The sequence below is a fragment of the Nonomuraea angiospora genome, from assembly GCF_014873145.1.
Classification (GTDB): Bacteria; Actinomycetota; Actinomycetes; order Streptosporangiales; family Streptosporangiaceae; genus Nonomuraea; species Nonomuraea angiospora.
The window spans coordinates 2681776-2706261 of record NZ_JADBEK010000001.1; the positions used below are offsets into that span (position 1 = coordinate 2681776).

Below are 24486 nucleotides of genomic sequence, written 5' to 3' on the forward strand. Positions count from 1 at the left end.
CGCCACCATGCCCGCACCGACCGGCGGGCACGGCATGCACGTGGTCCTGGAGGCCGTCGGCCTATCAGGACTGCCCAGGGCTGAGGCGTTGACGTCGAGCCCGGCCACCGCGGCGAGGTCCTCGACCACGCGGAGAGCCTGCCGGGCTCTCGCCTTCCCCACGTCGGCGCACGGTGATCACGCCACCATGACGGAGCATATAGTAACCATTCAGACACTGTTGGCGATTTCCAGAACCCGAGCAACCCGCACTTCGGGCCTGCATATCCATGCATCAGGGCTGCATAAACGGACCCCAAATCGGCACGAATGGGATATTTTTCCGCAGAACACGAGGGGCTCAAATTGACTCGGCGCATTTCCTCAAGCCAGAGCCTCACGAAGATCATTTTATATCAGACAGAATCGTCGACGCACTGTCCCATTACCAGCGGGTAACACGGATTTTGGCGCTGCCGTGTTCCGGCCGGCCCACGGACAGCGGGGAGTCCCGGCCAACAGCCGCCAGACCGCGCGTCGGTGTTCAACGACAGCGAACTATGACCGTTCGTCACGCCTGTCCGTCAGTCGCCTCCGTCGCCTCCGCCGCCGTCACCACCGTCACTGCCACCGTCGCCACCAGCCCCGTCGTGACGGTAGCTGGAACCACCGGATGAGTACTTGTGGCGCCCCTCAAATATCCACCAAAGTACGACCCAAGGTGCCCATAAGAACCAATAACTCAGAAATACGTCCAAAAGGAAGAGTCCGACATTCACCAGCTGGTTGTCGGTCGGTTCGAACATGGTCACAGGCTTCACCCTTACAGTCAAAGGTTTTGGACCGATGCTTGAGGTATAAGCGTGCCACCACCGCCGGTGTTGGTGCGGTACTCCGCCCACATGTCCACATCGCCCGGACCGTCGTCGTCGGGCTCCGTCTCGCCGGCCGCCTACTGCGCCTGCAAGCGATGGAGGGTGGAGTCTCACTCAAGCCCGCGTGCGGTGACATGTTCCTCGATCCCCGAAGCCTTGGCTCACGAAAGGTCGAAGATGAGACCGGATGTGGCGATGCCGATCTCACCGTCGTATCCGGCCCCAGCGGCGGCTCGCGCGGCTGGGGTGTCTGTGCCCGGTTGCAGGTGCGTCAGTAACAGGTGCCGGGCATCGGCTTCCAGGGCTTGCCGGCCCGCCTGACGGGCGCTTGTCAGGTAACGCCGGGAATCCTCCGGGACCTGGTTCACATAGGTGGCCTCGGCCAGTAGCAGGTCAGCACCACGCGCCAGTTCCACCCTGTCTGGGCTTGGGCCGCTGTCACCGGTGTACGCGAGCACCCGCTCGCCGGCTGTCAGCCGTATGCCGGCATTGGGTACCGAGTGCGGCAGCAGACGAGTCTGCGCGCGAAACGGGCCGATGTCGAATCCACTGCCGACGGTGAACTCGTGCAGGACATAGGCGTCGGTCAGCAACCCTGGGCGGTCCAGCGCGAGTACCGCATCCAGGGCGCCGGGCAGCGAGTACACCGGCAACGGCGCCGGCGGGTCATCACGCATTGCGCGCGCCCGCAACAGCGGGCTCAGATCGGCGCAGTGATCAGGATGTCCGTGACTGATGAACACCGCATCGATCTGATCGGCGCTGACCTGTTCCAGCAGCCTCGGCACCGTCGCATACCCAAGGTCGACGAGCAGCCTGAACCCGTCGTGCTCCACGAGGTAACCACTGCAGGCCTGGCCCGCCGCCGGCCACGCACCGCATCCGCCAAGGATCGTGAGCAGCATCCGTGAACTCTAACGGATGCAGCTCGTCCTCAGCGGTCGGCACGAAGTCGCGGTCCGCCGTAAGGCGCTGGAAGCCGAAGGAGGTGCAAGACTTCCTCGCCAGGCTGTCGCAGGTGTGGAATGCGATCGAACAGGTCGTGCCGTCCGGCCTAAGAACGCGTCGCAGAGCCACCTCTTTCCCAATAGTTGTTGGATAAATTAAAATCCCAAGGTGTCTTCGGAAAATCGGGATGACCTTGTTCCACTGCGTGCCCTGGCCAATCCGCTGCGCATCCGCATCGTGTCGCTGCTCACCGGCGCGTCGATGTCGGCCACCGAGGTCGCCGACGAACTCGGCATCGCGCACGCCTCAGCCAGCTACCACCTGCGCCAGCTGGCCAAGGCGGGCTTCCTCCAGCAGACGGATGAGCGGCCGCGGGCAGGAAAGGGCCGCCCGCAGCTGCGCTACCAGTACGATCCGTCCAGCGGCGAGCGCCTCGACCGGTCCGAGGGACGGCAGCTCCTCCACCAGGCGATGAGCACTGACCTGGCCAGGCGCCTGAATGAGACTGATCGCCAGCGCGTGTCCATGGACGCCGAGGTATGGCTGGCCAGGCCCGTCTGGGAGGAGATCGTCGGCCTGATCGGCCAGGCTGTGGCGCTCCTGCACGACAAGGCCGGACCGCCGCGCGACGGCGTCAAGGTCAGCATGACCGCGCTCCTGCTCGAACTACGTGACGAACGGTGATCGGCCGCCTGCTCGGCTGCGCGGCCGGTGCCTTTTTGTCGATCGGGCTGCTCATCCCGGCGGTTCCGCGATACCTCACCGGCCCGCTGGGCCAACAGGCGGGCGTGGTGGGCGTCTCGCCGGCCGTCACCGCGGCGGCCGGGGTGCTCGCCCGCCCACTGGCCGGACGGATGGCCGACCGGGCCGGACGGCGCACGGCCCTGTGCGCGGGCGCGCTGCTGCTGTCCGGCACGTCCCTCGCCCTGATCGGCGCCGGGCAGGGCCTCGGGCTGCCCGCCTTCCTCAGGATGGCGGTGCACGGCCTGCCCGCCGGCGAGCGCGGATCCGCCGTCGCCACCACGACGGCCTTCTTCGACATCGGATTCCTCAGCGCCGCCCTGGCCCTCGGCGCCCTCGCCGACCGGTTCGGCCTGGCCGGCGGCTTCGCCCTCGCGGGCGCCGTGTCGACCGCCGGAGCGCTGCTGTTTATGCCCGTACGCCACAACGAACACGAAGGAGCCCCCCTTGACCATTCCCCTCGCTGACCTGTCCGGCTATGCCGACGTCGTGTTCGACGTGGCCGTGCCCCTGCTGGCGGACGACCGGGTGCTGATCAACGCCGAGATCGAGCACGCCCCGCTCGCCCGCGCCCTGGCCGAGGCCGCCTACGCCAGAGGCGCCCGCTACGCCGACATCTGGTACTTCGACCCGCACGCCAAACGATCTCGCGTCCGGCACGCCGACACCGCGAGCCTGGCCGAGGTGCCCTCGTGGCTCGACGCCCGCAACGACGAACTCGAACGGCACGGCGGCATCCTCGTCAACATCCGCGGCGCCGCCGCCCCCGACCTCTTGGCTGGGCTGGATCCGCTACGCGTCGGGCTGGACCGCATGCCGTCCCTCACCTCCCGGCAGCGGCTCCAGCTCAACAACCTGGTCCGCTGGACGATCGTCCCCTACGCCACCCCCGAGTGGGCCCGCGCCGTCTTCGGCGAACCCGACCAGGCCAGGCTGTGGCGGCACGTACGCCGCATCCTCCGTCTCGACGAGCCCGATCCGCGCGCGGCGTGGCGGCAGCGCATCGCCGAACTGCTCGATCGCGCTCAACAGCTCACCGAGATGCGCCTGGACGCCGTGCGGTTCGAGGGGCCCGGCACCGACCTGACCATCGGCCTGCTCCCTGACGCCCACTGGACCGCCGCCCGCCTGGAGGACATCAAGGGCCGCCCGTTCCAGGCCAACCTGCCGACCGAGGAGGTGTTCACCACCCCCGACTACCGGCGCGTCGACGGCACGGTCCGCGCCACCCGGCCGCTGTCCCTCGACGGCACCGTCATCCGCGACCTGGAGCTGACCTTCGCTGACGGCGTCGTGACCGGTGTCAGGGCGAGCACCGGAGCTGACGTCGTGCGCGCGCACCAGGCCACCGACGCGGGAGCGGCCCGGCTGGGCGAGCTCGCTCTGGTCGACCGTTCCTCGCGGGTGGGCGAAAGCGGCATCACCTACCTGGAGACCCTTCTGGACGAGAACGCCACCTGCCACCTGGCCTGGGGCGCCGGGCTGCCTCCGGGCACGCCCGCCCACCTGCGCACGGACGATCCCGCACGGCTGGACGCGGCGGGCGTGAACACCTCGCGCGTGCACGTCGACTTCATGGTCGGCGGCCCAGACGTCACGGTCACCGGGCTGCGGCCCGGCGGGAAGGTGGTGCTCCTGCGCGACGACGCCTGGGAATTCTGACGTCCTGCCACAGCCGGGAGCATCAACGTAACGGCTGACCTTAGTTGTTGAAGTGGTCAGGCCGGCCGTGTGCCGCTCGAAAATTGTGTTCGCACGATCAACGCCTTGATCAGCCGGCGGGTGCCGCGCCGTCCCGGGCGCCGCCTGCCGGGGCAGGTCCATCTACGTGCCACGAGGTTGCGATGCCAGCGCAAGATCGTCACTGGAGCGACCGGGAACACCTCCACCCACTGACGGCGGTGGACCAGCCGCGACAACGCCGCCGCCGCGCCGATGAAAGCGACCACGGCGGCGACCACGTCGCGAACCCCCGGACCGCTCGCCTCCGCGATCGCGAGCAGGTGGCCGACGGGCCATCTCCATTCGCGCTGGGCGCATGCCGCCGGAAAGGTCGCCGTCAGGGAAATCGCCGTCAGAGCGTTCGCCGCCGGGGGACGGTCACGTGACGCTGCCCGCCGGCTTCCTGCGGGTGCGCCGGTCGGGCACCGGGGAACGGCCGGCGGCGTGATCGGCGAAGGCGTCGGCGGCTGTGGCGACGTCGCCTTCGCGCAGCAGCGTGACCAGGCGGCCGTGCTCGTCGGCCATCGCCCGCCAGTCGCCCTCGAACAGCGGGTCGGCGATGGCGCGCAGCGCGCGCAGGTTGGGTTCGAGTACCTCCCACATGCGGGTCAGGAACGGGTTACCGGCGATCTGGACGACCCGGGTGTGGAAGGCGATGTCGACGTCGCGGAACCGGCCGACGTCGTTGACCTCCACGGCCTCGCGCATCTCGGCGACCAGCTCGCCCAGCTCGCCGAGCTGTTCGGCGGTGATGCGCTCGGCAGCCATGGTGGCGGCCAGCCGTTCGAGCGGCTCGCGGACCTGGCGGGCGTACTCGGCGTCCTGGGTGGAGATCTCGACGACGAAGTTGCCGCGCCGCGGCACGTGCACGAGCAGGCCCTCGCGGGCGAGCTGCTTGACGGCCTCGCGGACCGGCGCTTGACTCACTCCGAGACGGCGGGCGATCTCCGACTCCACCACGCGGTCGTTCGGCGCGAGGTCGCCTTCGACGATGGCCTGCCTGAGCAGTTCGTACACCCGATCGGAGATCAGAGTGGGGCGAACGGAGTCTTTGCTCGTGGCCAGCCGCGAGGCGAAGCCGCTCACTTCCGGTGTCGATGCCATGTGTTCCCCATCATGCGCTGTCGCGTCCCCCTGTTCATCATAAGAGTGATCATCGCTTAGCAGGTATCGATGGTGACAACCGGCCGGCCAGCCAGGCGAGCTTGACGACCTCGTGGTCGGGGCCGCCGCCCTCGTGGTCGTTGAACGGGTAGACGCTGATCTGCTTGTCGCCGGCCGGCAGCGCGGCGCGCTCCCCGTAGTGGTTGAAGGCCGCGTACACGGTGGACGGCGGGCAGATGCGGTCCATGAGGCCGACGGAGAACAGCGCGGGGGCCGTGGCCCGCCGGGCGAGGACGGCGGCGTCGAAGTAGGACAGCGTGCGCATCACGGTCTCCGCGTGCGCGCGGTGGAGCTTCACGTACCGGGTGATCTCCACGTAGGGGGGCTGGTCGGTGAAGGTGGCGGCGCGCGGGAAGCAACACAGGAACGGCACGTCGGGCAGGACCGCCAGCAGGCGGGGCGCGAGGCCGGCCGCGGCGAGGGCGATGCCGCCGCCCTGGCTGGTGCCGGTCACCGCGACCCTGTCCGGGTCCACCGCCGGGTGGGCGCGCACGGCCGCCACGGCGCGCACCGCGTCGGTGTAGAGGCGGCGGTAGTAATAGCGCTCCGGGTCGAGCACGCCGCGGGTGAGGAACCCGGGCGCGGCGACGTCGCCGGTCGCGACGTCGGGGTCGGGGGTGTCGGCCCCCTGGCCGCGGCTGTCCATGACGAGGTGCGCGTAGCCGGCGCACGCCCAGAGCCGCTTCTCGTGCGGCACGCCGCGCCCGCTGCCGTAGCCCAGGTACTCGACCACGGCGGGCAGCGGCCCGGTCCTGGTGACCGGCAGGTGCAGCCAGCCCCGGACGGGATGGCCGCCGTAGCCGGCGAAGGTGACGTCGAAGGTGTCGATCGTCGCCAGGCCGTTCGCCACCGGCTCGGCCGTCATCGCCAGGTCGAAGGCGTCGCTCTCGGCGAGACTCTTCGCCCAGAACGCGTCGAGGTCGGGTGGCTCCGGCAGAGCCGGCCGGTACTGCTCAAGCTGGTCAAGCGGCAGATCGAACTGTGCCATCGCCCACCAATCATCGCTTATCGATCGTCAACCGATGCATCGAAGCAGGGCCCCCGATCGTTGTCAACCTGAGGCATCAGGCCGTACGCGCGCCTGGCGGTGCCGCTCAGCACGAGCCGGCGACCGGCGGCGTCCAGCCCGGCCAGCCCGCGCCGGGCCAGCCGCAGCGAGGCGGCCCGAGAGCCGCGGGCCAGGCAGATCGGCCAGTCGGAGCCGATCATGCACCGGCCGGGGCCGAACTCCCCGGCCGCGTGCGCGACCAGGGCGGCCACCCGCTCCTCGGGCACGCCGTGCTGCTGGGTGAGCAGGCCGGAGATCTTCATGAACACGCCGGACACCCGGGCCGCCCGCCGCACCTGCTCCCGCCACTCCCCCGGATCGGCGGCGGCGAGGTTCGCCGGGTTGCCGAGATGATCGACGATCACGGTCAGCCCGGGGTGGCGGGCCGCGGCCTCGGCCGCCGCTGGGACGGCCGCGTGGTGCAGGTTGACTTCGAGCGCGACGCCGTGCCGGGCCAGGACGGGGACGAGCGCCCGCGCGCCCGGCGGCGTGGCCTCCCACGAGGCGCCGCCGAGCCGCATGCCGTTCGGCCGGGTGCGCGCCAGCAGTTCGGCGAAGCGCGCCGGGCCGAGCCCGGCGCAGGCGTTGAGGTTGCCGACGTGGCCGAGGAGCAGGCCGGGGTGGCGCAGGCGCAGGTCGGGCAGCAGGACGTTCTCTGCCCGGTCGCCCCGGGACGCCTCGACCAGGATCGCGCCGGTCAGCCCGAGGCCCGCGCCCGACGCGGCCAGGTCGTCGGCGGTGAACGTCCGGTGGTACGGCGACCCCGGCCGGATCCAGGGATAGCCCTGGTCGAGGTCCCAGAGGTGGACATGGCAGTCGATCACGTCGGCTCCGTGTTGACAGGCGTATTCGGGCTCAAGAAGATTCATATCATCGGCTATCGATGAACGATTGGTGTTCTCATGCGCATCTCACACCCGCCGGCGCTGCTGGCGAGCCGCACCGTGACCGACCCGCCCGCGTGGGCCGGGCTGCAGCGCGAGCTGTTCGCCGCGCAGGACAAGGCCTGGCGGATCTTCGCCGACCGCTACACCGAGGGCGACGGTCGGCTGGTCTTCCGCGACCGGCTCGGCCAGGGGCTCGACGGCCGCGACGGCGTGGACGACTTCTACGAGGCGTTCTTCAACTGGCCGACCCTCTACCTGCTCGGCGGCAGCGACGACGTGCTGGCCGCGGCCCGCAGGCATTGGCGGGGCGTCACCGCGCAGCTCGCCGAGATGGGCATGCTGGTGGACGGCTTCGAGCGCGGCTACGACTGGTTCCACCAGGGCGAGGGCCTGCTGCTGTTCTACGGCCTCTGTCTGGCCGAGCCTGAGGACGGCGAGCTGAGGGAGCTGGCCACCCGCTTCGCCGACCTCTACCTGCCCGGCGGCCCCAACTACGACCCCGAGCACCGGGTGATCCGTGCGCCGCACAACGGCGCCGCGGGGCCGCGCTGGGGCTTCAGCGACCACGACGTCTACTTCCCGTGGAGCCTGGCGCTGCGCCCCTACGGCCTGCCGCTCGACTGGATCGCCGAGGCCGCCCCCTTCGACGACCTGGCCGCCGACCCGGCGCGGGCCCGCGCGTATGGCAAGGCGATGTGGGAGCGCATGGGTCGCGGCGACACGATCGTCAACCTGGCCGCGACCAGCCTCGTCGCCAACGCCTACCTCCTCGGCGGCGAGGCGCGCCACGCCGCCTGGGTGAGCGAGTACGTGGACGCCTGGCGGGAGCGGCTGGACGGCCGCGAGATCGTCCCGGACAACGCCGGCACACACGGCGTCGTCGGCGAGCACCTGGACGGTCGCTGGTACGGCGGCCACTACGGCTGGTCCTGGCCGCACGGCCTGCCGCCCGTCGGCACCGCCGCGATCGTCGGCGCGGCCAACGCCGCGCTGCTCACCGGCGACCGCTCCTACCTCGAGCTGGCCCGCAACCCCCTGGACGCGGTGCTGCGCGAGGCGGCACCCCGGCGGCCGGCCGAGGTGACCACGATCACCAAGCGCTGGCGGCCCCACCTGCGCGGGCTGGCGGACGAGCCGACGCTGCTGGCCCCGATGCGCCGCGACGACTCCGGCTGGTTCGACCACAACGTCATGCCGACCCAGCTCCCGGTCGCCCTGTGGCACTTCAGCAGGGACTCCGCCGACCGGGAGCGGATCGACCGGCTGCGGGAGGCGTCGAGCTGGGACTGGACGGCGGTGCACAGCCAGCGCACCAAGGAGGAGTCGGGCCACGAGGAGCCCTGGTACGAGTACCTCGCCGGCCGCAACCCCGGCTACCCCGAGCGGATGCTGCGCAGCGCCGCCGACGTCTGCGCCGAGCGGGTCGCCGCGATCGAGAACGACCCGGTGGACCCGGCCGTCGGGCCCGACGCGTTCGGCATCCACGACTGGCAGGACCGCAACCCGGTCGTCACGGAGGCGCTCCTGCAGCTCACCACCGGCTCGCCGCAGGTGCTCTACAACGGCGGCCTGGCCCAGATGCACGTGCGCTACTTCGACGCCGGGCGCCGCCGCCCCGGGCTGCCGCCGGACGTGGCGGCGCTGGTGTCCGCCATCGACCCGGAGCGCACGGTGATCGAGCTGGTCAACCTGGGCGGCGCGGCGTGCTCGCTGGTGGTGCAGGGCGGCGCGTTCGCCGAGCACCGCCTCGACGCGGCCGGCGCCGACGACGAGCCGCCCCGGCCGGTCGGGGGCCCGCACGTCGGCGTCCGGCTGCCGGCCAGGACGCAGGTGCGGCTGACGCTGGCCATGACGCTGCACGCCGCCCGCCCCGCCTGCGCGACGCCGCCGTGGGAGGTGGCGGGATGAGCGTCGCGCTGCCCAGGCTGGGCCTCGGCACCGCGCCCATCGGCAACCTCTTCGCGGAGGTGAGTGAGCGGGACGCCGCCGCCACGGTGGCGGCCGCCGCGGCCGAGGGCATGACGTACTTCGACACCGCCCCGCGCTACGGCCACGGGGTGGCCGAGGACCGGCTCGGCCGGGCCCTGGCGAGCGGCGCGGCACCCGGCGCGGTGATCTCGACGAAGGCCGGCTGGCTGCTGCGGCCCGGGGAGCGGGTGGTCACCGACTGGACCGAGCGCGGCCTGCGCGAGTCGCTGGAGTCGAGCCTGCGCCGGCTGCGCCGCCCGGCGGTGGACGTGCTGTTCCTGCACGACCCGGACGACTTCCGCGAGGAGATCCGGCGCACCGGCTACCCGGCGGCGCGCAGGATCCGCGAGGAGGGGCTGGCGGGGGCGATCGGCTTCGGGATGAACCACTGCGAGCCGCTGGCGGCGTACGTGGCCGAGTTCGAGCCGGACGTGGTCCTCATCGCCGGGCGGTTCTCGCTGCTCGACCACGACGCGCTGACGACCCTGCTGCCGCTGTGCGCGAAGACCGGGACCACGGTCGTGGTGGGCGGGGTGTTCAACACCGGGCTGCTGGCCGACCCGCGGCCGGGCGCGATGTTCCACTACCGCGAGACGCCCCCGGACGTGCTGGCGCGAGCGCGGCGGTGCCGGGCGGTCTGCGCGGAGTTCGGGGTGCCGCTCGCCGCGGCGGCGGTGCGGTTCCCGTACCTGCATCCGGCCGTGGGGTCGGTGGTGGTGGGATGCCGGTCGGCGGACGAGGTGCGCGCCAACGCGGCGGCGGCGCGGGCCGAGATCCCGCCGGAGCTGTGGCACCGCCTCGCCGCGGAGGGCTTCGTCCCGCCCGAGCTCCTGGAGGCATGACCCCCCACCGTGACCGGGCCCGCCGTGACCGGGCCCGGCCGGTCCCGGGGCGCCGGGGTCAGCCCGCGTCCCGGGACGCCAGGTACTCCTCCAGCCCGGCGCCGGTCAGCGGGTAGTAGTCGGACAGCCGGCCGCCCTCGTCCAGCCGCCGCCGGGCGAACTCCTCGCGGTCCTGGTGCAGCAGGGAGTCCTCGGCCAGCGCGACGGCGCTGCGCTGCGGCACGACGACCGCCCCGTCCTCGTCGGCGACGATGAGGTCGCCGGGCGTCACCAGCGCGCCGCCCACGCCGACCGGCACGTTGAACGCCGACGGGAACAGCTCGGTCTGCGAGGCGTAGTGCGGCGTCACCCCCGTGCACCAGATCGGCACGCCGAGGGCGCGCACGCGCGCGGCGTCGCGCACCCGCCCGTCGACCACGATGCCCGCGCCGCCGCGCAGCTTGAAGTAGCGGACCAGCATGTCGCCGAGGCAGCCGGTGAAGTGGCTGGCGTGGGCCGACACGACGAGCACGTCACCCGGCCTGATGGACTCCAGCACCGCCCACAGCGCGGTCTTGCGCTCGGCGTCCTCCTGCTCGCCGCCGGAGAAGACGTCCTCCCGCTGCGGGAGGAACTGCAGCGTGACCGCTCCCCCGGCGACGCGGACGTCCGGCTCGCGGTGCAGCGGCACGGGCCCGTCGATGAAGGTGCGGGTGATGCCCATCTGGTGCAGCTTGGCGCAGGCGGTGGCGGCGCTCACGCCGCCGAGCGCCGCCACCATCCGCGCGGTCGGCCGGACGAAGGGCGAGGACTGCGCCGGCCCCAGCATCGTCTCGTAGGTCTCCTGCTCAACGCCGTGCATGTTCGTGTTCATGCGATGCTCTCACCCAACCGTCGACAATTATCGCCTATCGATGGTAGATGTAACTGCCGATCAGCGAGGGCTGTCAACCGTGGGAGGAGACGCCGGTGTCAGGCGGATCGGCAGAGTGGTTCCGGGCGGCGCGGTTCGGATTGTTCGTTCACTTCGGCTTGTACAGCCTCGCCGCGCGGCACGAGTGGGTGCGCAGCCGCGAGGCCATGTGGGACGCCGACTACGACCGCTACCTGGAGCGGTTCGACCCCGACCTGTTCGACGCCGCCGCCCTGGCCAGGGCGGCGCGCGAGGCGGGGATGCGGTACGCGGTGCTGACCGCCAAGCACCACGACGGCTTCTGCCTGTTCGACTCGGCGCTGACCGGCTACACCTCCGTCCGGGCGGCCGGCCGCGACCTGGTCGCCGAGTTCGCCGAGGCGATGCGGGCGGAGGGGCTGCGGGTGGGGCTCTACTACTCGCTGCTGGACTGGCGCCATCCCGACTTCACCGTCGACCGGTACCACCCGCTGCGCGACAGCCTGCCGCCCGAGGAGGCGGCCGGGCGCGACATGGCGCGCTACCGGGCGTACCTGCACGGGCAGGTGCGGGAGCTGCTCACCGGCTACGGCCCCATCGACCTGCTGTTCTTCGACTTCACCTATCCGGCGAAGGGGCCCGCCGAGTGGGGCGCGGCGGAGCTGATGGCGATGGTCCGGGAGCTACGCCCGGGGATCGTGGTCAACGACCGGCTCGGCATCCCGGGTGACTACGTCACGCCCGAGCAGTACCAGCCCGACGCGCCGCTGACCCGCGACGGCGCCGAGGTCCTGTGGGAGGCGTGCCACACGCTGAACGGCTCGTGGGGCTACGACCGCGACAACCACGACTACAAGAGCCCGGACCTGCTGGTGCGCATGCTCGTGCAGTCGGTCGCCTGCGGCGGCAACCTGCTGCTCAACGTCGGCCCCACCGGGCGGGGCGCGCTGGACCCGCGGGCCGCCGAGACGCTGCGCGCGATCGGCGCGTGGACGTCCCTGCACGCGCGGGCGGTGCACGGCGCCGGGCCCAGCGTGTTCGAGCCGCCGCCGAACGCGCTCTACACCCAGCGCGGCGACCGGCTCTACCTGCACCTGCTCGCCTGGCCGCTCAAGCACGTCCACCTGCCCGGCCTGGCCGGCCGCGTCCGGTACGCGCAACTGCTGCACGACGGCTCGGAGGTGCGCATGCAGGAGCTGGACGGCGGCGACCACGAGCACAACAACCTCGCTCCCCCGGGCCGGGAGCCGGGCACGCTCACCCTCACCCTGCCGGTGGTCCGGCCGGACGTGCTGCTGCCGGTCGTCGAGCTCGTGCTGCGCGGCGAAGGGCACTGACGCCGCACGAAATGGCTCTTGAACAAGTGAGGCAGCCGAAATAACATCTCCTATCGATAGACGATTAATGATGGAAGTAGGCACATGAACAGGCGATTGCTGGCGGCCGCGGTGACGGCCCTCGTGTTAACGGCGGCGTCGGCGTGCGGTGGCGGCGGCGGCACGGAGGGCGGAGCGGGCAAGACCACGCTGCGGATGATCGTCAACATCACGCCCAACCTCACCGAGCAGTTCTGGAACGGGTTGTTCGACCGTTACGAGGCCAAGCACCCGGACGTGACCGTGCAACTGGAGCTCACCGGCACCATCGAGGCCGAGGCCAAGCTGCGCCAGGACCTCGCCGCGGGCGACCCGCCCGACATCGCACAGCACGTGGTGCCCACCCCGGAGACCGCCGAGCTCTTCGTGGACCTGTCCGGCGAGCCGTGGGCCGCGAAGACGCCGCTGTTCGACGAGTACGCGATCGGCGGCAAGCACTACGTGGTCGGCGTCGGCGAGCAGATCCAGTCGCTGGTCTTCTACAACAAGAAGGCGTTCGCCGACGCGGGCCTCGACGCCACCAAGATCCGCAACATCGCCCAGTTCGAGGAGGCGATGGGCAAGCTCAAGAAGGCCGGGCTGGTCCCGCTGCAGACCGCCGGCCAGTGGGTGACCGGGGCGCAGTTCAGCATGCTGGCCGACGCGGGCGTGCTCACCGCCGACCCCGACTGGACGGTCAAGCGCAAGAAGGGCGGGACGACCTTCGCGGCCAGCGGCTACAAGCGCTACTACGAGCTCTACCGGTCCTGGCTCGAGCAGGGCTTCCTCGACAAGAGCGCGCTCGGGCTGCAGTACCCCGACGGCCAGGCCGCCTTCCTCAAGGGCGGCTCGGCGATGTACATCATGGGCTCGTACTTCGTGCCCGCGGCCGACGAGGCGGGCAAGAGCGACGACATCGGCGTCTTCCCCGTGCCGTCCGACGGCGCGTACCCGCCCGGCCAGTTCGGCAACATGGCGCAGCCGTACACGGTGGTCGCGCAGTCCAAGCACCGCGAGGCGGCGATCGACCTGGTCGAGTGGCTGGTGACCGACGAGGAGGCCATCAAGGTCCAGCTCGCCGCCGACGGCAACCTCCGCAAGGGGTTCGCCTACGACGTCTCCAGCCTCGGCGACGGCGTGCAAAAGGTCCTCGACGAGGCACCGACCGTCCTGGTCAAGCAGGGCGACCGGCAGCCGGTCCAGGGCTACGCCGACGAGCTGAACAAGCAGATCCAGTCCCTGTTCACCGGCGCCTCGGCCGATGACGTCGCCACGAAGCTGGACCAGTGGTGGGACTCGCAGGGCTGAGCGCGGACTCCGTGCGGGTGGCCGCGCGGAGTCCCGGTTCCGATCGCAGCACGCCGGGCGGCCGGCGCCGCCGCCTGCGCGAGGCGGCACTGAGCGCGGGCATGCTCGCCCCCGCCGTCGTGGTGTACACGGTCATGACGATCGTCCCGGTCATCGTGGCGCTGTACCTGAGCCTCACCGACTGGAACGGCTTCTCCTCGGCGGCCTTCGTCGGCCTGGACAACTACGCCCGCCTGTTCGACGACCCGGACACCACCCGGGCCGCGGTGGTCACCGTGATCGTGGCCTTCTTCGGATCGGTGGGGATGCTCGGACTGGGCCTGGTCTACGCGCTCCAGCTCAAGGAGCGGAACTGGGCCAACTCCTTCTTCCGCACCCTCGCCTACTACCCGCACGTGATCAGCTCGCTCATCCTGGGCTTCCTGTGGAGCGCCATCCTCGGCACCAACGGCGCGATCAACAACACCCTCGCCGACCTCGGCGTCGGCCCCGTCGGCTTCCTGTTCGACGAGAACCTCGCGGTGATCACCCTGGTGGGCGTCATCGTGTGGGCGGGCTTCGGCTTCAACGTGGTGCTGTTCGTGGCCGGCCTGCAGACGGTGCCGCGCGAGCTCGTCGAGGCGGCGCAGATCGACGGCGCGTCGCGACGGCAGATCAACCGCAGGATCGTCATCCCGATGATCGCGCCGGTGGTCACCGTCGCCATGGTGCTCAACCTGGTGGGGCTGATCAAGGTGTACGACATCGTCGTCAGCCTCACCGACGGCGGCCCGGCCGGGGCCACCGAGACCATCGCGTACGTCATCCTCACCAGGTCGTTCGCCGGCACGGACGTCGGCTTCGCCACCGCCCAGGCCGTGGGCCTCATGATGGCCTCCGCGGCGCTGTCGGTCGTCGTCACCGCCCTGCGCAACCGGCAGGACCGGGCCGCGGCGAGCTAAGTACCCCAGGAGCCTTCCATGACCCCCAACCCCCGCGCCGGCGCGCGGCGGCCTTCGCCGGTCCGCGTCGCGCTGCTGACCCTGCTGTTCGCCGTCATGACCGTGCCGGTCTACCTCCTGCTGGTCAACAGCTTCAAGTCGCAGCAGGACATCCAGAACAGCCCGTTCTCGCTGCCGTTCGCCAGGATCTCGCTGGACCACCTGGCGGCGGCGGTGCAGAGCCCCCAGTACAACGTGCTCAAGAGCTACGGCTTCACGCTCGTGCTGGTGGTGGCCGTCGATGTGCTGTGCATCCTGTTCGCCGGGCCGGCCGCGTACGTGATCGCGCGCAGCCTCAAGCGGCGCACCCAGTTCCTGCTGCTGTTCTTCCTGGCCGGCACGTTCATCCCCGCCTCGGCCCTCATCGTGCCGCTGATCTACGTGCTGCGCGCGATCGGGCTGGGCAACACGGTGACCGGGCTGATCCTGCACGACGTCGCCATGACCCTGCCGGTGAGCATCTTCCTGTTCGTCGGCTTCATCCGGACCGTCCCCCGGGACATCGACCACGCGGCCGCGATCGACGGGGCCGGGCGGCTGCGCACGTACTGGCAGGTCATCTTCCCGCTGACCCGACCGGCCGTGATCACGGTGCTGATCCTCAACTCGATCGGGATCTGGAACGACTTCATCAGCCCCCAGATCCTGCTGAGCCCCGGGTCCGGCACCTACACGGTCACCACCGCCATCTACGCCGGCATCAGCCAGTACTCCACCGACATGACCAAGGTCTTCCCCAACCTCCTCCTCGCCGTGGCCCCGGTGATCATCTTCTTCGTCTACATGCAGCGGCACATCATCAGCGGCCTGACGGTCGGCGCGCTCAAGGGCTGAGCGGGCCCCACCCCCCACCTCCGGAAAGGCGGAAGAGTGTCCATCACACGACGGCTGCGCGCCACCCTGGCGACTTGCCTCCTGTTATCCCTGGCGGCGACGCCCGCGGTGGCTCACGCGGCGGTGCCCGCGGTGGCTCACACGGAGAGCGCGCCGCGGCCGCCAGGAAAGATCCTCTACGTCGCGCCCGGCGGTGACGACGCCGGCAGCGGGACGAAAGCCCGCCCCTTCCGCACCCTCGAAGGGGCCAGGGACGCGATCAGGAAGCTCAAGGCCCGCCACGGCCTGCCCCCCGGCGGGGTGACCGTCTACCTACGCGAAGGCGCTTACCAGCGGAGCGCGTCGTTCGCGCTCGACCAGCGGGACTCCGGCACGGCGAAGGCGCCGGTCGTCTACCGCTCCTACCCCGGCGAGACGGCCCGGCTCACCGGCGGGCGGCAGCTCGACCACGACAGCTTCACCCCGGTGACCGACGAGGCCGTGCTGCGGCGCATCGTGGACGAGCCGGCCCGGGGCAAGGTGCTGCGGGCCGACCTCAAGGCCCTCGGCCTCACGGACTACGGGCAGCTCAGCCGGCACGGCTACTGGAAGGCCAACGACGTCAGCACCGTCCCGCCCATGGAGCTGTACGTGGCGGGCCAGGGCATGACGCTGGCCCGCTGGCCCAACGAAGGCACCGTCCAGATGAACCAGATCATCGACGCCGGGCCCACCGTGAAGGACGCCGACCTGCAGAACCGCGGCGGCACGTTCAGCTACGGCTACGACCGGCCGCGCCACTGGACGCAGGCCGAGGACGTCTGGCTGGACGGCATCTTCGGCTACAGCTGGGAGTGGTCGTACAACAAGATCGCCGCGATCGACCCCGAGGCGAAGACGATCACCCTGCGCTACGGCGAGATGTCCGGCCTGATGAAGTCGTGGTACCCGGACTTCCACTTCGCCCAGAACCTGCTGGAGGAACTGGACGCCCCCGGCGAGTACTACATCGACCGGGCCGAAGGCGTGCTGTACCTGGTGCCCAACGCGGCCTTCCGCACGAAGCAGGGCGACATCACCGTCACCATGCTCAAGGAGCCGATGATCAAGACCGCCGGCGCCTCCCACGTCTCCTTCCAGGAGCTGGCGCTGGAGTACGGGCGCAGCCTGCCCGCGGTGATCCTCGGCGGCAGCCACGTCACCATCGAGCGCAGCGACATCCAGAACTTCGCCGACGGCGGCGTGTACATCAACTCGGCCGGCCGCTACGTCTACGACGGCATCCCGGACAAGAACAAGGGCCGCGACCACGCCGTGGTGTCCTCCACGATCCGGCACGTGGGCGGCGTGGGCGTCGTCCTCAACGGCGGCGACGACAAGACCCTGGAGCCGGGCCGCAACCGGGTGGAGAACTCCCACATCCACGACTTCGCCTACTACCACAAGGCGTACAACCCGGGCGTGATGTTCGACGGCGTCGGAAACACGGCCCGCGGCAACGAGATCCACGACGCGCCGCATCCCGGCATCATCGTCCACGGCAACGACCACCTCATCGAGTACAACGACATCTACGACATCTGCCAGGACTTCCAGGACCTCGGCGCGATCTACATGAACGCCGGCATGACGCCGCACGAGCGGGGCACCGTGATCCGGCGCAACTACTTCCACCACATCGGCGAGGGGCGCGACGGCGTCGAGGGCGTCTACCCCGACAACCTCACGATGGGCCTGACGATCGACGAGAACGTCTTCTACCGGATGGGCAACGACGCCATCAAGAGCGGCTCCGGCGACCACATCAAGACCAGGAACAACATCTTCGTCGACACCCACGTCCCGTACGACAACTACGAGATGTGGATGGGCGACCAGCCGGACAACACGGTGGACAAGAACTACCTGCCCGCCTGGCGGAAGCTGTTCGAGGAGAACGGCGGCTTCGCCGGCACCCCGTACGCCGCGAAGTACCCCGAACTGCTCACCTTCTTCGACGAGAACCACTACTTCCCGGCGAAGAACTTCTTCGAGAACAACCTCGTCTGGAACCCCGAGCTGGCCCGGGCTTCCAGCGTCAACCAGCACGGCGCGCGGGACGTCAAGAACCTGCTCAACTACGCCGGCAACTGGGTCGCCGACCGGAACCCCGGCTTCACCGACTGGCAGGCCGGCGACTTCTCCCTGACCGCGGACGCCGAGGTCTTCCAGCGCATCCCCGGGTTCAAGGCCGTCCCGTTCGCCGAGATCGGCACCCACGGCAAGGTCGGGCTGCCGGGCGGGCCCGACCGGATCGAGCTGACCGCCCTCCACCTGCCCGGCGACGAGCTCACCGTCCCGCTCGGCAAGACGGTGTCCGTCCGGGCCGAGCCGGTGCCGTGGAACGCCACCGACCAGGCGGTGACGTACGCGAGCAGCGACCCGGCGGTGGCCACGGTGAGCGCCGGCGGCGCGGTCACCGCGCTCATGCCGGGCACCACCACCGTCTCCGTCGCCTCCAAGGCCCACCCCGAGATCACCGACACGGCCACCGTCACCGTGAGCAAGGGCGACGGCGTCATGCACGCCACCGACTTCGAGTCCGGCGGCAACGGCTGGCCTGTCGATCCCAACCGCGCCATCGTCGCCGACGCCGCCGGCAACCATTGGTACCGGATCGTCAAGGGCGCCAACGGGCTGCTCGACCGCGCCTTCACCGACTACGCGCTGTCGTACCGGCTGCGGACGCCCGCGCAGGTGCCCGAGGGGGCCGTCCTCATCATGTACGACCGCCAGGGCGGCGCCGGCGGCGGCTACGTCCGCTACCGGCACGCGGCGGCCGGGCCGACCTGGACGCTCTACGACGCGCAGTGGCGGACGCTGAGCCAGGCCGTCCTGCCGGCCGAGCGCGGCCTGCGCCCCGACACCGTCTACGACGTGCGGATGACGGTGCGGGGGGCGTCTGTGAGCGTCAGCGTCGGCGGCGAGGCCGTTCTCGAAGGCGAGAACCCGGCGCACAACCCGTCCGGGAAGGTCGGCTTCTACGCCGAGGGCTTCACGCACCTCGACTTCGACGACGTCACGTTCTCGTTGCCACGGGCGTCCTGACCGGCGTCCGGGGCTGACCTCCTCGCCCACCCGTACCCGTCACGGATCTCCACCACCTCGCCGTCGCCGGCTCCTACGACGACCGTGCCGTCGTAGGAGCCGAACGCCTGCGCCTCTCGGCCGCGGACACTCGGCTGGCTGGTGTGGCCCCTGCTTTGCGCGCTGTGGAAGGGGCCACGACATGCCATTGATGGCGAAGCGCGCCCAGGGCTCGGCCACATCGCGGGCCGCCCATCCGCCTTCCGCCTGTCAAGCGCCGGCCAGCGCATCGGCCGGATAACGATTGCCGCCGGGGGTAGTTGTGATCCCAGGTTGTGATCCTCCTCTGGCACGATCGCCGACCATGAAGAAGATGATCACCTTGGTGGTGGCCTGCGGCGCACTGATGCTGGCCGCCGTGCCGGCGCAGGCCGCGCCGAAGGACCCTGTCAGCGCATTGAAGGCCCAGCTGGTGCCCGGGCACGGCGTGCGGTTCACCGACACCGTCACCTGGTCGGACGGCACCGACAATCGGGAAGCCCGGGACAACAAGGGCAGCTTCCAGTTCGGCAAGAAGGGCATCGCCGCCTTCGACATCACCATGGACTACGGCAGCGACGACAAGGAACGCTTCGTCTCCGTCGGCAAGACCGGTTACTACTCGGGCGGGCGCCTGGAAGGCCTGCTTCCCGAGGGAAAGACCTGGTTCAAGACCGGTGGCGGCGCCATTCCCGACTCCTGGGCCCAGTTCCTCAATCTGGCCGAGCCGAAGACGTTGGCCGCGTTGATCAAGAACGGGAAATCGAAGGGGAACTCCGTCACGGGCTCGATCACGCTGAAGGAACTCAAAGCGGTCTCGGCCTGGGTCGGTGGCGCGAGAACAGGCAAGGAGAACGACGGCGTCAAGATCGCCTACACTCTTACCCTGTCCTCGGCGGGCCTGGTGAGCAGGGTGCAGACGTCGTACACACTGTCACGCGACGGGGAGCTCGACGAGGTCACCGTCGACAGCCGCTACACCGGGTGGGGCAGCAAGGTGTCGATCAAGGCACCGGACCCCGACACGGTGACCAGCAAGTTCCGCTGACCCTCACCTTCCGCCAGCACCCAGGGCGGCCGCGCCTCCTCAGGCCCGGGCGCTCTGGCCACTGCCCCAGCAGTGCGCGCTGGTCCGGCCGGGACCGGAGATCATGGCGGGTCCGCGTGGATCACCGGCGCCATACGCCCGGACTGGGGCGGCGTCGACGCCATCGCGGACAGAATCCTCTTCGCAGAGGATCGGCTGCACGTGTCGTTGCCGGACATCTGCGTCCGGGCCGTGCAGGCCGCCGCTATCCCCACCATGGCACCTGACGCCTTCACCCGGCAGAGTCCCGCACGTCGGCAATCGACCGATGACGCGCAGACGAAGCAGGGCTGGTCGGCGATTCCGTTGGCGCGACCCCTGCCTCCTGCCGCATGGGACGGATCATCATCCCGTCATAATCGGCCCATGGGAAAGAGCTACGAACGGATAGACGGCAGGCTGCGTGCCTTCATCGAGGCGCAGCACATCTTCTTCACCGCTACGGCGCCACTGGACGGCGACGGCACCGTCAATCTTTCGCCCAAGGGCCTGAATGGGTCGTTCGCCGTGCTCGACGAACTCACCGTGGCCTACCTCGATTTCGCCGGCAGCAACGCCGAGACGATCGCTCACCTGCGCGAGAACGGCCGCATCACCTTGATGTGGTGCGCCTTCGATGGTCCTCCCAACATCGTTCGCGTGCACGGCCGTGGAGAGCCGGTCTTCCGCGACGATGCACGTTGGGCCGAGCTGATGGGCTACTTCCCGGACATCGACCCGACCCTGCATGGCCTGCGTGCGATCATCGTCGTGACCGCCGAGAAGATCCGCGATACGTGTGGATACGCCGTCCCATTCATGACCTATGACGAGGACCGCCCACTGCACGCGTCGCGCTTCGCGCGTGAGACCGATGAGTCACTCGACGCGTACTTCCAGAAGAAGGAGCACATCGCGACCAGCATCGATGGTCTTCCGGGGCTGCCCCTACCGCTGCCACCGCTTCCGCGCACCACATAACACCCGGCCGGTGGAGCGACACCCGCGGCGGGGTTCGCCCGGAAGATGGTCATGCCACCCGGGACTCCCCGCTCGGCCAGTAGGCCGCGCTCGAATCGGGCTCCGGAGCGCACCATGGCGACCATGTGGGGCGCATTCACCGCTCGCCGGCGGGCCTGGGCGGTCTAGGGATGATGAGACCGGAGAACCGGGAGCGGAACAGTGATCAACGATCATCTTGAACGCCTGTCAAAGGGCGACGATGGTCCCGAAGGCGCGACAGCCGGCGACCAGCCGTCCACGCCGATCATCGAGACGATGCGGGCGCTGCTGCTCGACCTGCCCATGGGCTCGTCGGGGGCGGTGGCGGCGGCGTGGCTGGGGGGCGCGGTCGTGCTCGGGCTGCCGGTGGCGGCCGTGCTGTTCCGCCGCCGTACCGCTTCAGGCGGCTAGTGTCATCCGCCGGAGGTTGTGGCGCATCCAGGACCGTCCGCAGTGGAGATCCACTTATCGGACAGTGAGCGGGCTCGGCTGATCGGCATGTCAGCGGAGTCGTCGAGGGTGGCGGTCCGGGCGAGGATCGTGCCGGCGTGTGCAGGGTCGGGGATCAGCACTGCGCAGGTGGCACGGGACCTGGGCCTTGCGGAGAGCACGGTGCGCAAGTGGCGTGCGGCTTTCGCCCGAGGTCGGCTCGAGGCGCTGGCCGACGACGCGCGCACCGGCCGACCCAAGGCGGAGCTACAGTGTCCCGGGACGAGCGGGCGGTGCTGCAGCGATGGGTGCGGCGGGCCAAGTCCGTGCAGGTCCTGGCGATGCGCGCGACAATCGTGCTGGGGTGCGCGGACGATATCCCGCCGGCCCCTTGGATCAGCTGAGGTCGGGAAGCGTAAGGAGATGCAGGCCGCCCTCCGGTGTCCCGGCCGCCGTCACCTCCAGCACGCTGCCGCTTCCGTCGGCCTTCGTCGCGCCGGCGTCCCACACCCCGGCGGCGTTGCGCCCGCGATCCCACACCCCGGCCCCCGGCACCACGGTCTGCACGTGCAGCGCGCCGTTGGGCAGAGCAGCCGCCGAGACGCGGGACACGGAGCCGTTGTCGTCGATCCGCGTCGCGCCGGCGTCCCACGCTCCGGCGGAGCTGCGCGCGCGGTTCCAGACTCCGCTCCCGGGCACCACCGTCTGTACGTGCAGCGTGCCGTTCGGGAGGGCGGCGGCCGAGATGGCACCTGCCTCCCCGTTGTCATCGATCTTCGTCGCACCGGCGTCCCATACGCCCGCGGCGCTACGGGTGCGATCCCACACCCCGGACCCGGGCACCACGGTCTGCACGTGGAGAGCGCCGTTCGGGAGCGCGGCAGCCGAGACTGCGCCCACCGCCCCGTTGCCGTCGATCTTCGTCGCGCCGGCGTCCCACACGCCCGCGGCGCTACGGGTGCGATCCCACACCCCGGCCCCCGGCACCACGGTCTGCACGTGCAGGGCTCCGTTGGGCAGAGCAGCCGCCGAGACGCGGGAGATGGTGCCGTTGTCGTCGATCCGCACCGCGTTCGCGTCCCAGGTGCCAGAAGGGCTGCGGGTGCGGTCCCAGACCCCGCTCCCCGGCACCACCGTCAGCACGTGCATGCTGCCGTCCGGCAGCGTCGCCACGGCCACGTCCGAGATGGAGCCGTTGCCGTCGATCCGGGCCGCGTTCGCGTCCCACGTGCCGGAGGGGCTGCGGGTACGACTCCAGACCGTGCCGCGCAGGGGCCGGTCGACGGCCCCGTAGTAGGGGCTCCAGACGCGCGCCTTGTAGAAGGCCGCGCCCGTGCGGGTGCGGGTCATGGCGGGCGCGAAGAAGTTCACGGTGTCCGTGCACCAGGTGTTGTACGTGCATCTGGCCGAACTGGCCTGGGTCTGGACGATCTGGCCGGACGGCTGGTTGCCGATGGACTTGACGGCGCCCCGGTTCGCGCCGCCGGGGAGGGCGGCGTCGAAGGTCTTCGTGGCCTTGTCGTACAGGTAGGCAGCCGAGCCCGTGGTGAGCCAGAGTTTGTTCGGGTCGTGGGCGTGGGCGTACACGTCGTGGCCGCCGGGTGTCGGCAGGACGGACCTGCGTGCGGTGTCCTCGCGCAGCTCCGGCCGGGCCAGGGTGCCCTCGACGGCCAGGGCGGTCAGGATGGGCTGCCCGGTGACGAAGTCCTGGCCGATGACCCACAGCCGCCTGATCGCCGGGTCCCACAGGGCGGCGTGCGCGTCGGTCAGCCGGTACTCGCCGTACGCGGTGGCGTCGGGGCCCTGCGAGGACGCGTACACCCTGACCCAGCCCCCGGCGGAGGCGGCGACCGCGATGTTGCCGTCGGGCAGCAGCTCGGCCGCGTGCAGGTTGCCCGGCAGGACACGCGCCCACTGACGGACACCGTCCGGGTAGGAGACGACGGCGGCGATGCCCCGCCCGCCCCCGGCGGCGACGACGAAGCTCTGTGCGCCGGACGGAAGCTCGCGGAGCTTGAAGTCGGCGATGAGCCCGAACGCCGACACCTCGTCGCTCGTGAAGCGGCCGGGCGTCACGCTGGGCTGCCATGTCCATTTCACGGACGGGGAGCTGTCCCAGTCGGCGGCCGCCGGGTCGAACGCGATCAGCCGCCGGGCCGCCTGGTCCCCGCCCACCACCCAGTAATCCCCCGGCGCGGCGGCCGCCCGCCCCGCGGGAAGCATCATGCCCAACAGCATGACGGCGACCATTGCCGACCTCTTCATCCGGTCCTCCACGATCGATGTTGATCATCGATCATGACTCAAAGCGGGCACGCCGTCGAGGACGGGCCGGCCGGATCCAGGTGTTCTGTCCCCATGAGGTCGGTGACGATGCCCCGCTGATCACCTTCGCCCCCTGATGCACGGGGCGACTCGTCAGGCGGCGTCTCACTGAGATCGCGAGCTGAGAGGTGACGGTCGCCCGGGGAAGCAGCGCGGTTGCTGGTGTGCCTCGGCCGGCGCTTACGCGGCAGGCTCCACCCTCGCGGAACGCCGCAGCATGCGCGATGACGCCCAGATGGCGAAGAGTGGACGTTGCATCAGCTGCGCCACAGCAGCGCGCTGACGCACCTGGCCGCCGCCGGCCGCACCGCTCCCGACGTCCAGGCCAGGGCCCGCCACCGGCATCTGGCTGGTCTTGGCCGCTACGTGCGGTTCGGCGCTCCTGTCCCCGCGCGGGCGCAGGTCACGCGCTCCGATCGTTCCCGGTGAACAACCTGTCCAGATGCAGATCGATCGCGGCCAGCGCGTCCGGGGGCCTGATCACGTCCAGTTCGATCAGGGGGGTGAGGCCGGTGAGGGCGAGGAGCAGGTTGGTCTCGGTCGCCGGGTCGCGGTCAGGGTCGATGTGCCCGTCGGCGACCGCCTGGCGGACCAACTGCTCGACGAGGGCCCGTCCTTGTACGAGGCCGCGGCGCGCCTGCTCGTGGACGGCCTCATCGTGCAGCGCTTCCAGGACGTAGGCGGCGCTCATCCGGCTGGTCGCGCGGGCGTCGGCATGCAGGGGGAGCATTTCCGCGAGCGTCAGCCGCAGCACGTCACGGGGGTGCGGACGGTCACCGAGCTTCTCAAGGCCCTGCTCCACCCGCAGCGAGGTCTGCTCGGACGCGAAGTCCATGGCGAAGGAGAGCATGGCGGCCCGGGAGGCGAAATAGTGCTGCAGCTGCCCGAGGGAGATGCCCGCCTCCTGCGCCACCACGCGCATCGTCAGATGCGCGACGCCGCGCTGCTCCACCACCCGCCACAGCGCGCGGGCGATCGCTTCGCGGCGCCCGCGGTGATCCACCTGTTTCGGCATCGCCGGCCTCTCCCTCGTACCCCGGAGCCTTTCCCATACAGCT

General features: G+C 70.5%; 23 protein-coding genes and 1 pseudogene. 15 read left to right on the forward strand and 9 right to left on the reverse strand.

Annotated features, from left to right (window positions below; translation table 11 throughout):
• Nucleotides 1-563: 563 nt before the first annotated feature.
• Nucleotides 564-791 (reverse strand): hypothetical protein, encoded by a 228-nt coding sequence (locus H4W80_RS12265; RefSeq protein WP_192785210.1) that lies wholly within the window; start codon nt 789-791, stop codon nt 564-566.
• A 224-nt stretch (nt 792-1015) separates the two neighbouring features.
• The gene (locus H4W80_RS12270) at nt 1016-1759 is read right to left on the reverse strand and encodes an MBL fold metallo-hydrolase (RefSeq protein WP_192785211.1); all 744 of its coding nucleotides are present in this window, start codon (nt 1757-1759) and stop codon (nt 1016-1018) included.
• 211 nt (nt 1760-1970) lie between these two features.
• Between H4W80_RS12270 and H4W80_RS12275 the strand changes: the two genes are divergently transcribed.
• The 3 genes from H4W80_RS12275 to H4W80_RS12285 are packed head-to-tail and all read left to right on the forward strand — an operon-like array spanning nt 1971 to nt 4205.
• The gene (locus H4W80_RS12275; RefSeq protein ID WP_192785212.1) at nt 1971-2486 is read left to right on the forward strand and encodes an ArsR/SmtB family transcription factor; all 516 of its coding nucleotides are present in this window, start codon (nt 1971-1973) and stop codon (nt 2484-2486) included.
• Nucleotides 2483-3010: an MFS transporter gene (locus tag H4W80_RS12280; RefSeq protein ID WP_192785213.1), complete on the forward strand. Its 528-nt coding sequence runs from the start codon at nt 2483-2485 to the stop codon at nt 3008-3010. Before H4W80_RS12275 ends, H4W80_RS12280 begins: the two co-directional genes overlap by 4 nt.
• The gene (locus tag H4W80_RS12285; protein ID WP_192785214.1) at nt 2991-4205 is read left to right on the forward strand and encodes an aminopeptidase; all 1215 of its coding nucleotides are present in this window, start codon (nt 2991-2993) and stop codon (nt 4203-4205) included. Before H4W80_RS12280 ends, H4W80_RS12285 begins: the two co-directional genes overlap by 20 nt.
• Nucleotides 4206-4261: 56 nt before the next feature.
• Here the strand turns inward: H4W80_RS12285 and H4W80_RS12290 are convergent, their stop codons facing one another.
• The 4 genes from H4W80_RS12290 to H4W80_RS12305 form a co-directional block, all read right to left on the reverse strand.
• Nucleotides 4262-4504, reverse strand: a complete 243-nt coding sequence (locus H4W80_RS12290; protein ID WP_192785215.1) for a hypothetical protein — start codon at nt 4502-4504, stop codon at nt 4262-4264.
• A 139-nt stretch (nt 4505-4643) separates the two neighbouring features.
• Complete coding sequence (locus H4W80_RS12295) at nt 4644-5369, reverse strand: GntR family transcriptional regulator (RefSeq protein ID WP_192785216.1); 726 nt, start codon at nt 5367-5369, stop codon at nt 4644-4646.
• Between the two features lie 49 nt (nt 5370-5418).
• Complete coding sequence (locus H4W80_RS12300) at nt 5419-6417, reverse strand: acetylxylan esterase (protein WP_192785217.1); 999 nt, start codon at nt 6415-6417, stop codon at nt 5419-5421.
• 17 nt (nt 6418-6434) lie between these two features.
• The gene (locus H4W80_RS12305; RefSeq protein WP_192785218.1) at nt 6435-7301 is read right to left on the reverse strand and encodes an amidohydrolase family protein; all 867 of its coding nucleotides are present in this window, start codon (nt 7299-7301) and stop codon (nt 6435-6437) included.
• Between the two features lie 78 nt (nt 7302-7379).
• On the opposite strand from H4W80_RS12305, the gene H4W80_RS12310 reads away from it, so the two are divergent.
• Together H4W80_RS12310 and H4W80_RS12315 are read left to right on the forward strand one after the other, a co-directional pair.
• Nucleotides 7380-9272, forward strand: a complete 1893-nt coding sequence (locus H4W80_RS12310) for a DUF8034 domain-containing protein (RefSeq protein WP_192785219.1) — start codon at nt 7380-7382, stop codon at nt 9270-9272.
• A complete protein-coding gene (locus H4W80_RS12315) occupies nt 9269-10174 on the forward strand; it encodes an aldo/keto reductase (RefSeq protein WP_192785220.1) in 906 nt (301 codons plus the stop codon). The genes H4W80_RS12310 and H4W80_RS12315 overlap by 4 nt, the downstream gene beginning before the upstream one ends.
• 58 nt (nt 10175-10232) lie before the next feature.
• Here the strand turns inward: H4W80_RS12315 and H4W80_RS12320 are convergent, their stop codons facing one another.
• Nucleotides 10233-11027 (reverse strand): RraA family protein, encoded by a 795-nt coding sequence (locus H4W80_RS12320; protein ID WP_225963386.1) that lies wholly within the window; start codon nt 11025-11027, stop codon nt 10233-10235.
• Between the two features lie 95 nt (nt 11028-11122).
• Here H4W80_RS12320 and H4W80_RS12325 point away from each other — a divergent pair, with 95 nt between their 5' ends.
• The 9 genes and pseudogenes from H4W80_RS12325 to H4W80_RS64515 form a co-directional block, all read left to right on the forward strand.
• A complete protein-coding gene (locus tag H4W80_RS12325; protein WP_192785221.1) occupies nt 11123-12382 on the forward strand; it encodes an alpha-L-fucosidase in 1260 nt (419 codons plus the stop codon).
• A gap of 84 nt (nt 12383-12466) precedes the next feature.
• Nucleotides 12467-13708 (forward strand): ABC transporter substrate-binding protein, encoded by a 1242-nt coding sequence (locus H4W80_RS12330; RefSeq protein WP_192785222.1) that lies wholly within the window; start codon nt 12467-12469, stop codon nt 13706-13708.
• Nucleotides 13687-14649, forward strand: a complete 963-nt coding sequence (locus H4W80_RS12335) for a carbohydrate ABC transporter permease (RefSeq protein WP_318786828.1) — start codon at nt 13687-13689, stop codon at nt 14647-14649. Before H4W80_RS12330 ends, H4W80_RS12335 begins: the two co-directional genes overlap by 22 nt.
• 18 nt (nt 14650-14667) lie before the next feature.
• Entirely contained in the window at nt 14668-15522 is an 855-nt protein-coding gene (locus H4W80_RS12340; protein WP_192785223.1) for a carbohydrate ABC transporter permease, read from the forward strand.
• 36 nt (nt 15523-15558) lie between these two features.
• Nucleotides 15559-18588 (forward strand): right-handed parallel beta-helix repeat-containing protein, encoded by a 3030-nt coding sequence (locus tag H4W80_RS12345; RefSeq protein ID WP_192785224.1) that lies wholly within the window; start codon nt 15559-15561, stop codon nt 18586-18588.
• A 343-nt stretch (nt 18589-18931) separates the two neighbouring features.
• A complete protein-coding gene (locus H4W80_RS12350; protein ID WP_192785225.1) occupies nt 18932-19654 on the forward strand; it encodes a hypothetical protein in 723 nt (240 codons plus the stop codon).
• 405 nt (nt 19655-20059) lie between these two features.
• The gene (locus H4W80_RS12355; protein ID WP_192785226.1) at nt 20060-20653 is read left to right on the forward strand and encodes a pyridoxamine 5'-phosphate oxidase family protein; all 594 of its coding nucleotides are present in this window, start codon (nt 20060-20062) and stop codon (nt 20651-20653) included.
• Between the two features lie 201 nt (nt 20654-20854).
• Nucleotides 20855-21085, forward strand: coding sequence for a hypothetical protein (locus tag H4W80_RS12360; protein ID WP_192785227.1), 231 nt, complete (start codon nt 20855-20857; stop codon nt 21083-21085).
• Nucleotides 21086-21172: 87 nt separating this feature from the next.
• Nucleotides 21173-21322 (forward strand): annotated as a pseudogene (locus H4W80_RS64515) (helix-turn-helix domain-containing protein); the annotation flags it as partial.
• 177 nt (nt 21323-21499) lie between these two features.
• Here the strand turns inward: H4W80_RS64515 and H4W80_RS12370 are convergent.
• Nucleotides 21500-23368, reverse strand: coding sequence for a DUF6528 family protein (locus tag H4W80_RS12370; protein ID WP_192785228.1), 1869 nt, complete (start codon nt 23366-23368; stop codon nt 21500-21502).
• Between the two features lie 312 nt (nt 23369-23680).
• On the opposite strand from H4W80_RS12370, the gene H4W80_RS12375 reads away from it, so the two are divergent.
• Nucleotides 23681-23857, forward strand: coding sequence for a hypothetical protein (locus H4W80_RS12375; protein WP_225963387.1), 177 nt, complete (start codon nt 23681-23683; stop codon nt 23855-23857).
• Here H4W80_RS12375 and H4W80_RS12380 read toward each other — a convergent pair.
• Nucleotides 23832-24443 (reverse strand): TetR/AcrR family transcriptional regulator, encoded by a 612-nt coding sequence (locus H4W80_RS12380; RefSeq protein WP_192785229.1) that lies wholly within the window; start codon nt 24441-24443, stop codon nt 23832-23834. The genes H4W80_RS12375 and H4W80_RS12380 overlap by 26 nt on opposite strands.
• Between the last annotated feature and the right edge of the window lie 43 nt (nt 24444-24486).